We start from the raw sequence: 12,556 nt of genomic DNA on the forward strand, positions 1-12,556 counted from the left end.
TGAAGGCTACGGCCCTCATATTGAGCGAGCCCATCAGGGCGATGACCCGAAAGCAGCGTGGCAGGCTGCCATTTGGCTGAATCAATGCGCCAGTCATTTAAGTTTAGAAGAGGCCTTTCAGTCGACCTTGGATAACGGGGCCCTACCCAAAGAGGCTGCAGCCTCTTTGGCTGACCACCTTGTGAAGCATCGCGCAGAGGCTGGCCGTTGCCAGACAGTCATCGAGGCCCATCAAGCACTGCTGCCAGGCTTGGCCTTGAAAGCGATGCGCGGCAAGATGCCTGGCGCTGCCGCGGCCTATGCGGGCGGGCGCCATTGGAGCCAAGTGGATGCGGCCTTGCAGTCCGAAGTGCGAAACGCGATCCGCGCCGACGCGCAGGCGGGCGACCTGCCAACGCTTTACAACGCCTTCAATTCCGATGAGGCATGGGGGCTGGCCTACACCGAGCGCCTGGGCTTTATGGCCGCGTGGATTGCTTTGCAGCCACCCGGAGTCGGCCAAGCAATCATTGAGAGGACCGTCAACAGCGGGCATTTGAAAGTGAGAGCACCCAGTGCGACCGAGATGGCCGAGGCGCTGCTGGCCGCGCGCCCGATCGTCGAGACTGCCCGCAAGGCTCACAAAGCACCCGGCGCATAGGCCAGGCCAAGGGGAAGTTGGCAGGCGAACGGGTGAGGATGGTCAAAGCAAGAACGGCTCCGACCGAGCAGGCATCGATCTCGCCCGCCGGTCACTGAGTGGTCATCTGCAGGTCATTCGGCCCATCTAGACTGAGCCCATCATGCCCGGATCTTTCTCAGTTTTTGACTCCCTGGCGGAGCATCTGATCGCCACGCTGGCCCCGCGCAGCGCGCTTGACATCGGCTGCGGCGCCGGCAAGTACGGCCAGATGCTGGCTCGCCTCGCGCCGCAATGCCGGCGCAGCGCCATCGAGCCCGAGGCCAGCTATGTCGAGCAGTACCGTCTGAACGACTTGTATGCCGAGGTGCTGAACTGCAGCGCGGCGGATTGGCAAGCGCGTGCGCAGTCGCTGGACGCTCAGTTCGACCTGGTCATCTTGGGCGACTGCATCGAACACATGCCCAAGAGTGCGGGCCTCGATTTGCTCAACTTCCTTGCCTACCGCAGCGCCTACATCCTGGTGCTGGCACCGGAGTTTGTGGTGCAAGGCGTGGTCGGTGGTGTGGCCTCGGAAGCCCATGTCTCGGTCTGGAGCGAGCGCGACCTGGGTTGGCACGATCTCTGGGCCTGGGAGAACTGCCGCTCGGTCGGGCTCTACCTCTTGCGCGGCTACTTGCCGGTGGGGCCGGCGCTGAGCCATGTGGTCGAGGGCGTCAATGCGCTGAGCCTGCCGATCCATGAGTTCCATGATCGCCAAAGCGTGGTGCGGCCGGCGCGACTGCGCCTGGTCGACCATGGGCGCGAGACCAGCTACCGACCGGCGTGAGCGGACTGACCCCATCAGCCGCGCCTACTTTGGGTCGTGAGCGCATCTTCATCAGCATCGCCGCTTTTTGCGATCCGCTGCTGGGCTTCACCATTCGCAGCGCGCTGCGCCAGGCCAGCCACCCGGAGCGCATCTTCATCGGCCTGGTGGAGCAACAAGTGCCCGAGTTGCGGCTGCAACTGCCCGACTCGCTGCAACAGCAGGTGCGCAGCATCCACATCCACCCCTTGGAAGCGCGCGGCCCCTGCTGGGCGCGTGCCCTGGCCATGGGCTTGCACCAAGGCGAAGAATGGTTTCTGCAAGTGGACTCGCACACTTGGTTCGAGCCCGGCTGGGATGAGCGTTTCATTCGCTGGGGCCATGACTGCCAGCGCCTGAACCCACGCTGCCTGATCACCGCCTACCCCAACCCTTTCACACTGGTTGAAGGCCAGCCGGTGGCGCAGTTGGTGAGCACCCAGGTGCTGGCCCATGTGGTCAAGACCGATTGCCAGTTCGACCCGGCCCACCCGGTGCTCTACTTTGAAGGCGTGCCGGTCGCCAGCGACAAGCCCATCTACGGCCTGCATGTGGCGGCCGGCTGCTTGTTTGCGCCGGGCTCAGTGGTGAACGCCCTGCCCTATGACCCGTTTCTGTACTTCCACGGCGAAGAGCAGTCTTTTGCCCTGCGCGCTTGGACGCAAGGTTGGGACATCTTTCATGTGCCCGCCGTTCCGCTCTACCACCACTATGTCGGCGCCGGCGGCTCAGGCCGGCCTATGCATTGGTCGCCGGAGCTGGATGCGCAGCGCAAGGTCCGCTCCGGCGTGCTGAGCGAGGCCGCCAATCACCGCTTGAGTGCGCTGTTATGGGAACAGGCCGATCTGGGCATCTACGGCCTGGGCCGCGAGCGCAGCCTCAAGGACTACGCGGAGTTCAGCGGGATTGACTATTTGCAGCGCCGAATCGAACCCCATGCCTACAAGGCTCGATTCGGCTACTGAACGACTACTGAGCCGAGGTTGACCGAGGCAGCCTTTGGCCATCCAGCTTCAAGCGCATAGACTCGGCCTTCTCTTGCATGGCGACATGAGCCAATCCCAGCAAAGGGTCTTGCTGTACGGTTGCTTCAGCGACCGTCTTACCCAGCCAAAGATCCAAAGCCTGCTGCCCCAAAGCATGCAACTCAGTGTTGCGAGCCTGCGCCTGAAGCAATTGCTGATTGCTACGCTCCAGCAAGGTGCTTAAGGCCAGATTGCTTTGACGTATCTGTACCAATTCGCGATTACTCGCCAACAGTTGCTGCTGCAATTGCTCTTCGCGTTGCGTGGCGGCAAGCTCTTGTTCCTTCAATCGAGTCGCAAGCGCAAGCGCTTCATCGCGATGCCGATCAACCTCCACCCTCAGCTGCTCCCTTTGCTGCTGAAAACCACGGCTGGAGGCCTTTTGGCGGGCGGCTTCCTTGACCAGGTCGTCCCGCTCCCGCAACAGGGTCGCGTTCTCTGCCCCCAGGCTCTCTGCCTTTGATTGGGCGGCTTGCAAAGCGGCTTGCGAGCGTCGCAATTGCTCCCGCTCGCGGCTTTGTTTCGCATCGCTCTGCGCTTGCGCCAAAGCAAAGGGTGACAACAGCAACAAGCAAGTGATCAAACTCTTTTTCATACCCATCGCCACGCTCCTTAGAACCTGGTATTCAGGTCAATCTGGAAAACATCAATCTTCAAGGTCGCGCTTGAAAGAGTGCCTGTGACTGCATTGGGCACGGCCGGATCAATAGGAATGCGAACGCCATCATCCAAATTGCGTGTGCTGGTCAGGCGAAAGCCCAGGGTGCTGCGCCGATCGAACGCATAGCTACCGCCAAGTTGAAAGCCCTTGTAGCTGGTACCACCGAGATGCCAAGTCGTGTCGGTGAAGCCATCGACCCAAGAATCGCGTTCAAACTTGCGCAGGGCTGCGAAAACAGTCCAGTCACCCGTGTTCGCCAGTCTTGGCATGCCCAGGGTCGCGCGCAACTGAAGCCCCGTCGTTTGCTCGGCCAACTTCTCCACCGCAGCCGTCCCAGCACGCTTGCGAATATCGGCCAGATCGAATGCACTGTTCTTCACCCAATCAAAGGTCAGCCCCAGCTCCATCGGGTCCCATTGCTTGAAAACGACCCCGGCCGTCACATTGATGGGCACAAACTTCGAAGCCAAGCCCCAAACAGGCCCTCCATTGGTGCAAGGCGCCAAAGCTGTCGAATTGCCCTCGCTGGCAAGCGGGCATAGATTGATGAGGGTGTTGCCCTTCTGACGCATCGAAGTGGGGTACTGAGAGCTCAGGTAGCTCTGCGTTGCCGTCCGCGGATTGTTCGGCCCCAAAGGCAACTCGGTCGCCCGTTCACCCTCAACGTTCTGAAACTGGTAAGCCGCCAATGCACCCCGGAACTGTGTGCTGTTGCCGATGCTCATGTCGATGCCAGCCTGAAAGCCAAACAGCCACTTGTCCCGTTTGTCGGTGTTGAACTCTTCCAGCGGGAAAGCACCTAGCGTCGCAAATCCGAACACGCCGCTGGCAATGTCCAAGTCGCCTTGGGCGGCTACGCCATCAAAGCCCATATCGTCTGGCCACAGCAGGTCCGTGCCATAGAACGGATTGCTCATACGGCCGGCCATGAAGCGCATGTTGTACCGAGGCTCCCAACGAAGAAAGGCCCGGTCTAAGACAAGACTGGCCTTGTTGAAGCCAGTGCCCAAGGTCTGCGAGCTCGATGTCGGGCCCGTGGTGGTGCCGGTCGATAGGCGCAAACCAGCAGTCATCTGATCGGACACTTTGGCGTTGACGCCAAGTCGAGCCCGCAGTGTCATGCGGTTGCGGTCTATGGTCGTGTTGTTCAGGTCAGGCGACCATGCCGGTGACTCGCGCTGGGTTCGATAGCACTCCGCAGGCAAGTTGCCGCCGACGTTCAAACATGGCACACCGATCGCTGCACCCGTGCTCGGATCCTGCGCATACACAGGAGCGGCGAAGCGTTCGTTCTGCCAACGAACCCGAACATCGCCGTCAACGCTGACGCCGCGCACCCACTCGGGCACCACGCGAGCGTCAGCCCAGCGCTCTTCGCGTGCAACCAACAACACATCGTTCTTGATTTCCTCACGAATCTGCTGGCGCAAGGTTTCGCTCACATAAGGCACTCGAACCGTGTTCGCCACACCCGCCGCGGCCCCTCCCGCAGCGGCGCCTGAAGCCAGAGGTGCGCCCCATGTGTTGCCTGAAGATGCCGGCCTGCTGGCCTGTGCCGAAGCTTGTGCTTGCTTGATCAAGGCATCGGCTTTCTCTCGGCTCAACAAGCCTTGGCTGACCAAGGCGTCGATCAAGGCCGAGGTTGTTGCACGCAAAGCCTGCAACTCGCTCTTCTCGTCTGCATAGGCGCCGGGCGATGCCAATGTCGCGGCAATCGCCAAGGTCAGCGCGCTGTATCTGCTACGGCCATCCGCAAGTCGTCGGTAAAAGTGATTCATGAAAACGTTAGTAAGAGATTGGAGAAAACGTGAGCACCCGGGACTTCAGCCCATCGGACGCAAACTGAGTCGAAACTTCATAGGCTGAGCAGAGGCCAGCGGTGGCGGCGGCAGCTTGAGCGCCTGAGTGGCCGCATTCAAGGCAGCCCGAAGCTCGCCATCAAGGCGCTTGTCGCCGGTGCTCAGCAACTCAAAGCGGCTGATACCACCGTCACGCTCAACCCAGATGCTGAACTCCGCAGTGGCCTGGTTAACTTCGCTGCGCAAGCGGCGCTCGATCTCATCGCGCAACAACTGTTTGGCGCTGTTGGCATAGAAGCGCTCCTGCGCACGGTCGCTGCTGGTGCCTGTTCCGGTCGCCGCAGCCGACGTCACCGGCGCCCCCCCGCTGTACTCCTTGCTGACACCGCCGGCCGCAAAGGCGCTCGGCCCGTCACCGGCCGCGCCTTCCATCTTGATCGGCTCATTTGCGGCCTTGGGCGCTTCGGCTTGCTTGACGGTTTCGTCGCGCATCACCTGCTTGGGCTCGTCCTTTAGCGGCTCGGGCTTCTTCAACTCGGGCTTGGGCGGCGGGGGCGGCGGCGGGGTATCGGGCAGGATGCTGATCTTGGCGACCTGACGCTTGGGCGCCTCGGCAGGCTTCACGCTCTTAGCGGCCCAGTAGCCCGCAGCCACCAGCGCCAAGAAGCCCAGCACGACGCCGACACGAATCAGCCAAACCCGCTGCGGCGAATCATCCAGATGGTCTTCGGCCAAACCTGTACTCATGATGATGGCCCTCAAGTCCCGATCTTGGCCGTCACCAGGCCCATATTGACCTGCAGCTTGTTGCACAGATCGATCACCGCCACCACGCTGGCGTACTGCGTGCGCGCGTCGCCCTTGATGGCCACCGACATCTGCGGATCTCGCCCCTTGGCCTGCTGCAATTGCTGCTCCAACTCGGGCAGGCTGACACCCACGCCGTTCAGCAGCACGCCACCATCGGGCATCACTTGCACGATCTTCAGCTCATGCTTTTCGGCGCTGGGTTTGTTGCTCGGCTTGGGCAAGGTGATGGTCAGCCCCTGCACCGAGGCGGTGGTCATCAGAATGAACACCACCAGCAGCACATAGGCCAGGTCCAACATCGGCGTGACGTTGATGGTGTCAATCGGCTTGACTTCGTTGATGACTTGCATGGCTTGTGTCGCCCTTTTTCAGGTTTATTCCGGTGCCGCGCGCTTGGTGACCAGGCCGATCTCGGTGATGTCCAGCTTCTTCACCACCTCCAGCACCTCCATCACCTTCTCGTACTGCGCCGCCGCGTCAGCCTTCAACACCAGCGGCAGCGCGGGATTGGCAGCTTTGTACTGCGCCAATGTGTCACGCATCTGATCCATGCTCACCGGATAGGCATCTAAGTACACCGCCCCATCGGCGGTGATGGTCACCGCCCGCACCTGCGGCTTGGCCAGGTTGTTGGAGGCCTGCGTGGTGGGCGACTGCACCTTGACCCCTTGCACCGAGGCGGTGGTCAAGATGATGAAGACCACCAGCAGCACATAGGCCAGATCCAACATCGGCGTGACGTTGATTTCGTCATACGGTTGGTTGTCACTCTTGACATCAGCCGACATGGTCGAACCTCCGCTTCAGCTCAGATGGGTTGCAGGCGTTCACTTGGCGCCGTGGACTTCAGCCACACGGGTGATGAACTCGTCGATGAAGATCTGCATGTCCGAGGACACGTTCTTGATCTTGGCGGCCAGGTAGTTGTAGGCAAACAGCGCAGGAATCGCCACGCCCAGGCCCGCCACCGTGGCCAACAAGGCCGCCGCAATACCCGGCGCAATCGCGTTCACGTTCACATCACCGGCCGCCGCAATCGCAGCAAAAGTGATCATCACGCCCACCACCGTGCCCAGCAGACCCAGGAAGGGGCCGCCGGCAATCGCAATCGTCAGCAGCACCATGTTCGAGTTCAGATGCGCGTTCTCGCGCACAAAGTCAGCGTCCACCGAGGCCTTGACGGCATTCATTGCCGGGCCGCTCAGCACCACACCGCCTTGCTGGCCGATCTGGCGCTTGTCCAGCTGCTGCACACCGGCTTGGTACAGACGGAACAAAGGCGAATGGTGGTGCTTGGCACCTTGGCCCAGGGTCAGCAGATCCTTGTCGGCATTGCGGAAGCGCTTCAAGAACTGGCGGTTGTCGCGGTCAGCACGGCTGACCAGCAAGGCCTTGCTGATGGTCACCCAGGTGGCGATCACAAACATGATGGCCAGGATGATGATGACCACCCAGGCGTCCACCGTCAGGTTCTTGACCAGCACCGACATATAGCCATGATCACCGCCTTCAGCGGCGGCGCTGTCGGCCGTTTCGCGCTGCGAAGCGACCAGGCGGCTCTCGGCGCCTTGCGCACCCGCCGACACGGCCAACCATTCGGCGCTGCGCAGCACGCTTGACACCTGCAACTCATCCACCAAGCCGGCCGCAGCGTCGCCCAAACGCAGGCTGTTGCCCAGCGCTGGCGTGGCCAGGTCGCCTTGCGCCACTTGCGCGCCGCTGACGAACAAGGTGGCCTTGCCCATACCCAGGCGCAGGGCCACATGCGTCCACTTGCCCGCGGCGATCTCGCCGCCGGCCAGATCGCCCTTGCCATCGCCGACCGTGAGCTTGCCACCCTTGAGCGACAAGTTCAGATCACCCCACTTCACCAAGCCCGCGCGGTCCACCGCATCTAGCTTGACCCACAGCGACAGCGTCAGCTGATTGCCGCCGTCGACAATCGCCTTATCGCTCAGCGGGTAAACAATGGCTTGTCCATTCAGCTTGGCGCTGGCGGCCAAGAGCCCATTGGGCTCGATGGTGACGGCCGACTCCGGCTTGACACCGCCTTGATGATCGGCACCTGCAGGCGCCTTGTCACTGAAGTGGAAGGCCGCCAACATGCCAGCGTCAAAACCCGCCGCCGCCACCGAGTCACCCGGCTCCACCGCCGCCTTGGCGTTGCCCGAATAGACGTAGAACTGGTTCTTGTCGCTGCCCGGCAGCACGCTCGGCACTTGCACCCACAGCACGGCCAACTCATTGATGCCGTCATAGCGCTCAACGCTGAACTTCAGCGGCGTCTTGTCATCGGCGGCGATAACGCGCAGATCCGAGCCATCTTCCTTGGCCGCCACAAAGTCGAAGTTGCCGGAGTGCAGGCGCACCGCCACGGCCACATTGCTGGCCGCTTCTTTCGTCTCGGCGCCTTGTGCCGAGGTATTCAGCGTGATGCGGGTGCGGCCGGTCCATTCGGCGTTCCACCAAGCCTGACTTGCCGTAGACGAGAGGACAAGGCAAGCAATTGCAATGAATTTACGCATGATCGATAGTGAGTCTTAAAAAAGGTAGAGGCGTGGTTCAGATCGACTGATGCCGAGCGGCATCAGTCGCCTTGGCCGAATCCAAGGAAGTCAAGGAATAGATTGCGACGCGGACGCTTCTTGCGGCGTTCGTCTTCGTCATCTGAGTTCTGGGCATCGCGGTTGCCTGCCGCAGTCGCAGCAGGCGACAAGGGAGTACTGATCGTCGCGGGACCGGAGGTGGACGGCAACGCAACGCCGTCAGACTTCCCGCCAACAGCAACGTTGTCACCCCCCACCAAACGAGTCGCACCCAGGAAGGCATTGCCCGCCGTCTTGATGCCAGCATCACCGGCGTTGATGTCGCCCAGGGCGGCATACAGATCCAGCGAGCTTGCCGCATCAAGTACAGCAATACCGCTGCCACTGAAAGAGCCCGAGGTGTCGACCACGAACTGCCCTTGCGAATTGATGCTGTAGACCGGTGGTGGCGAGCCCAGGACCGTCTTGGCACCCCGGCCGGCATCCAAGTTGCCCAGGCTGGCCCAGAGCATCACATCCCCCTTGGCAAGGGTGAAGATGCGTGACTGATTGACCTCGACGCTATTGCGCACTGCGGCCACGATGTCCCCGCCCGCCACGGTCACGATCCCCAAGTCAGAAGCGTCGCGAGCGTTGCCGCCGGGCAACAGGTCACCCACATTGAGTGTGCCGGACGGCGCCACAAAGCGAATGTCGCCCCCTTGCGCGGTCTTGACCTGACTGTTGGACAGCACGATATTGCCGTCCCGGCGCAGAGCCTCAAGCCCATCATTAGGTCGGGCCTGGCCCAAGGAGACACTGGCCACTTGCACACTGGCCGACTTGCTCGGTGGGAACAGAGTATCCAAAGCTTGATAGCCGCGCAGGTAGGCCACCTTGGAGCCACTGATGGCCGAGCGGCCTGCTTCACGCAGCTCCTGGCCTAGCACCTGGGTCAGGAACAAGGCTTGCTGGTCCTGTCCCAGCTGAGAGAAAGCCGAGTAAGCGGCGGCAGCATCAGCAGCCACAAGGCCTCGTTGATTGACAAAGCGCGTCAAGGCCTCGGTGTAAGGGGACACCGCCAGCAGCAAGGACTGCCGGCTGTCCGGATCAAGGCTTTGTACCTTGGCAGCCAGCGCAGCGCCAAGAGTCTGCGACTGCAAGGCTTCGCGAAGCAAGCCACGCGTGTCAGCCGCGGCCAACTCGACCTGCTCCGCCGTCAAGACAGGGTGTGCAGACGAGGCCTCTAGCGTTGCATCGGCTTGAGCGACTTTCCGGTAGCTGATCGGCTTACCCGCCAATTCAGATCCGGGAATGACAAACACACCAGGCTCTCGATCTGCGCCACCAATCTTGCCAGACCCGATTGCAGCGGCGGCATCAGCACTGACCGACTCGGCCAAAGCGATTTGCTTTTGTAGATAGGTCTCGCTGGCGGAACTCAGCACGCTGTCGCCCACCAAGACCCGCACCTGTTCGCGCTGCTCAGCCACAGGCAAGGCAGCGAAGGCCTTGGCGGCATCCTTCGCCGCTTGCGGCGTCAGCACTTGCCCGGATTGAAGCAGGGCCTTGAGTTGGACGGCAAGTTCAGGCGCGAAGTGTTCAAGCCCTCCACCTATCAAGTGGAATTGTTGGGCCACCGCCTGGGACAGGTCGGCCATCTGAGTCCCGGCCATCAAGGTCACATGGCTGCCACCATTGGGCAACAAGCGGCTGTTGTCTTGATTGCCCACCGTCAGAACGCCGGTTCCGCGGTTCATATCAATGTCGCGACCAGCCAACAACAAAAGATCGCCCGGGCCGCCCACACGCACGCCCCCCAAGCTACTCAGACGCAGATCCCGCCCGGCTTGCAGGAGGCTGAGCTCATCACTCCTGTTGTGCTGCAGTTGCAAAGGCCCTGCCGCCAGTACATCACCACCGGCAAGCAAGCGAATTGGCCTGGCGCTGTAAGACGCCAAAGAGCCGAGCACCACATCGCCATCACTGGACACAACACGAACCGGGCTCCGGTCGCTGGCATCCAAGCCGCCATCCGCACGCGTCCAATGGCCTCTGTAGACATTGAAGACATCGCCCAATTCGGCCTGTGTCACAGGACGGGGGCCGTCGCCAACGTTCAAACGAGCAGAAGCCACTTTGAACGACTCGACCTCCACGCCATCTCGAGCCATAAGCTGCAGGCTGGCAGCACCCACGGGCAGTTGCGCCAAGCTGCTTGCCTTGATGCCGCCAGAAGGCGCAGCCAACAAGAGCTCATCAGGCATCAGCGTCGCCGCACTGCCTGGATTGGTCCCTGACAGCGAACTGGGTCGGCCACTGCCCACCCTCAGATCACCGGCCACGCTCACAATCTTGGCGCTCGCCTTGGCGGCCAAACCTTCGATCGCATCGGTCCGGCTGGCGACATCAATGCCCTGTCGTCCACCCGCCATTGCCGCCGTCTGTGTCAGGTTCCCCAACCACAAATGGCTCATGGCATTGATGTTCCAAGCCGTATCCATGTAGAACAACTGTGGCGCAAGGTAGCTTCGTTCTTGCTGGCTGCTTCCACGCACTTGGTTGCCCGCAGTCAAAGCGGCGGTTGCGCCGCCCGCATTGAACAAACCGCCCAGCACATCGCGCCCTGCCTCAACCGACAAGCTACCGCCCTCGAACCAGCGCTGCTGCGCCGGTTTGTAATCGGCGGCCCCCTGTTGACCCACGGCCTTGACCGAGTAACCACTATTGGGAGTAGAGACATCGAGATCCACGACATCTCGGCCGGCCTGCACCTTGACATCACCGCCCCCGAAAGAAGCAATGCCCTGCGCAAACAAGTCGTATCGGGACCAGAGCGCCACACCCTGTTCGCTGCTGGTCGGGTTGGTCTGACGGAACCACCAGTCGCTCACGTACTGCACGGAACTTGAACTGCCGTCTGGTCGATAGATCGTCGAAGGCATCCCCAGCACGTCTCGACCTGCAGAGAGGTTGATGTCGCCGGCGTTCTCGAAGAAGGGTCCCAAAGATCCGCTGGTATTGCGAATCAGTTGGTCATTCGCCCGAATCCGCAACTGATCCAATCCAGGCGTGTCCGCAGCCGCCACCGCTGTGCCTGTGGTGTAGATCCGCACTTGCCCGTCGCGACCCTTGTCATCCAAGTCCGCACCCAGCCGGATGTCTCCGGCAGCGGCTATGCGGATACTGCCGGTGCTGCTGCGCACCAGCACCAGCGGAGGCGCTGCATTGCCACTGCTCAAGGTGCGCCCCACCAGCACATGACCGGTCGCTGCAGCTGACTGCACCGTCATTGGATCGGCAGCCCTCAGGTCGGCACCGGCAATCAAGCGGAATGAAGCCGCACTGCCGCTCATGGCCAAACCGTTGGCAGCAATGGCGCGCTTGTCAGTCGCCGAAGCGCTCGCGGCAAAACCATCGCTGAGACTGTTGCTGATGATCAGATCGCCGGCGGCACGCAAGGTAATGTTTGCAGCTTCGCCAACCCGCTGAGCCGAGGTCGGCGCCAAGTTCCATTCACTGCCAAGCGTCAGGGACTTGCTGGAGCGAATCTCAACGCCTGGCGCCACACTGAGTTTTTGCAACAAAGCGGCATCGCCGTTGGCCAAGCTCAATGCAAGACGAGTCGTGTTACTCGCTCCACTGCCCACGAAAGCGCTGTTGTCAGCGTCCACCGTCGCCGGCCGCAGCACTGGCGCTCGCGAAACAGCCGGAGTCGGCGCAGGCGTCGGTGCCGCAGTGGGCGCGGCCGTTGGCCTAGAGGTCGGCGCCGCAGTTGGCGAGGCCGTTGGCTTCAAGGTCGGCGCTGCCGTTGGGTTGCCGGTTGGCGCCGCGGTGGGAGACACCGTCGGTGCCCCCGTAGGCCCTACAGTGGGCCCTGCAGTGGGCAAAGCGGTCGGTCCGTTCGTGGGTGTCACCGTAGGCGCCACCGTCGGAGCAAGGGTTGAACCGCCGCCACCTTCGGATGGGGCACCGGTGGGCGGAGCTGGAGGTTTTTTGCCAATGGTCGTGGAACCATTGCCCGGAGATGCCGTGCTTGAAGTCGTCAGCGCTGCAAGTGAATCCACAGAGATAGCCATCGACCTGCCGGCGTCAAGGATTCTCGCGGTCGATGCAGCCACCTTGGGTCCAGTGGGCGGTGCTGGGGGCAACACACCCGGCGTGGTTGCGCCATTCCCAGGCGACGCCGTCGGTGATGGAGTGGGCGCGGGCGTTGGCGCGGGCGTTGGCGCGGGCGTTGGCGCGGGCGTTGGCGCGGGCGTTGGCGCGG

Annotated in this window: 10 protein-coding genes; 3 read left to right on the forward strand and 7 right to left on the reverse strand. The window is 62.0% G+C overall.

Annotated features, from left to right (window positions below):
- Positions 1–181 precede the first annotated feature (181 nt).
- From ACOVRJ_RS06160 to ACOVRJ_RS06170, 3 genes are all read left to right on the forward strand, one after another.
- Positions 182–640 (forward strand): hypothetical protein, encoded by a 459-nt coding sequence (locus ACOVRJ_RS06160; RefSeq protein ID WP_422043011.1) that lies wholly within the window; start codon positions 182–184, stop codon positions 638–640.
- Positions 641–782: 142 nt separating this feature from the next.
- Positions 783–1,448, forward strand: coding sequence for a class I SAM-dependent methyltransferase (locus ACOVRJ_RS06165; protein WP_422043012.1), 666 nt, complete (start codon positions 783–785; stop codon positions 1,446–1,448).
- The gene (locus tag ACOVRJ_RS06170; RefSeq protein ID WP_422043013.1) at positions 1,445–2,431 is read left to right on the forward strand and encodes a GlcNAc-transferase family protein; all 987 of its coding nucleotides are present in this window, start codon (positions 1,445–1,447) and stop codon (positions 2,429–2,431) included. Before ACOVRJ_RS06165 ends, ACOVRJ_RS06170 begins: the two co-directional genes overlap by 4 nt.
- 4 nt (positions 2,432–2,435) lie before the next feature.
- Here ACOVRJ_RS06170 and ACOVRJ_RS06175 read toward each other — a convergent pair whose 3' ends face one another.
- The 7 genes from ACOVRJ_RS06175 to ACOVRJ_RS06205 form a co-directional block, all read right to left on the reverse strand.
- Positions 2,436–3,092 carry a hypothetical protein gene (locus ACOVRJ_RS06175; RefSeq protein WP_422043014.1) on the reverse strand — a complete coding sequence of 219 codons (657 nt, stop codon included), beginning with the start codon at positions 3,090–3,092 and terminating at the stop codon, positions 2,436–2,438.
- An 11-nt stretch (positions 3,093–3,103) separates the two neighbouring features.
- Positions 3,104–4,930: a putative porin gene (locus ACOVRJ_RS06180; protein WP_422043015.1), complete on the reverse strand. Its 1,827-nt coding sequence runs from the start codon at positions 4,928–4,930 to the stop codon at positions 3,104–3,106.
- A 45-nt stretch (positions 4,931–4,975) separates the two neighbouring features.
- Positions 4,976–5,698, reverse strand: coding sequence for a TonB C-terminal domain-containing protein (locus ACOVRJ_RS06185; protein ID WP_422043016.1), 723 nt, complete (start codon positions 5,696–5,698; stop codon positions 4,976–4,978).
- A gap of 11 nt (positions 5,699–5,709) precedes the next feature.
- On the reverse strand, positions 5,710–6,111 hold the full coding sequence (locus tag ACOVRJ_RS06190) for an ExbD/TolR family protein (RefSeq protein WP_422043017.1): 402 nt from the start codon (positions 6,109–6,111) through the stop codon (positions 5,710–5,712).
- Positions 6,112–6,135: 24 nt separating this feature from the next.
- The gene (locus ACOVRJ_RS06195; protein ID WP_422043018.1) at positions 6,136–6,549 is read right to left on the reverse strand and encodes an ExbD/TolR family protein; all 414 of its coding nucleotides are present in this window, start codon (positions 6,547–6,549) and stop codon (positions 6,136–6,138) included.
- Positions 6,550–6,588: 39 nt separating this feature from the next.
- Positions 6,589–8,286: a DUF2341 domain-containing protein gene (locus ACOVRJ_RS06200; protein WP_422043019.1), complete on the reverse strand. Its 1,698-nt coding sequence runs from the start codon at positions 8,284–8,286 to the stop codon at positions 6,589–6,591.
- 62 nt (positions 8,287–8,348) lie between these two features.
- Positions 8,349–11,900 carry a filamentous hemagglutinin family protein gene (locus ACOVRJ_RS06205; protein ID WP_422043020.1) on the reverse strand — a complete coding sequence of 1,184 codons (3,552 nt, stop codon included), beginning with the start codon at positions 11,898–11,900 and terminating at the stop codon, positions 8,349–8,351.
- Positions 11,901–12,556: the final 656 nt, after the last annotated feature.

The organism is Roseateles sp. (genome assembly GCF_049240545.1).
Lineage (GTDB): Bacteria > Pseudomonadota > Gammaproteobacteria > Burkholderiales > Burkholderiaceae_C > Paucibacter_A.

Coding starts and splice junctions, on each gene's coding strand:
- ACOVRJ_RS06165 (WP_422043012.1), top strand. CDS start 783: ATGCCCGGATCTTTCTCAGTTTTTGACTCCCTGGCGGAGCATCTGATC.
- ACOVRJ_RS06175 (WP_422043014.1), bottom strand. CDS start 3,092: ATGGGTATGAAAAAGAGTTTGATCACTTGCTTGTTGCTGTTGTCACCC.
- ACOVRJ_RS06180 (WP_422043015.1), bottom strand. CDS start 4,930: ATGAATCACTTTTACCGACGACTTGCGGATGGCCGTAGCAGATACAGC.
- ACOVRJ_RS06185 (WP_422043016.1), bottom strand. CDS start 5,698: ATGAGTACAGGTTTGGCCGAAGACCATCTGGATGATTCGCCGCAGCGG.
- ACOVRJ_RS06190 (WP_422043017.1), bottom strand. CDS start 6,111: ATGCAAGTCATCAACGAAGTCAAGCCGATTGACACCATCAACGTCACG.
- ACOVRJ_RS06195 (WP_422043018.1), bottom strand. CDS start 6,549: ATGTCGGCTGATGTCAAGAGTGACAACCAACCGTATGACGAAATCAAC.
- ACOVRJ_RS06200 (WP_422043019.1), bottom strand. CDS start 8,286: ATGCGTAAATTCATTGCAATTGCTTGCCTTGTCCTCTCGTCTACGGCA.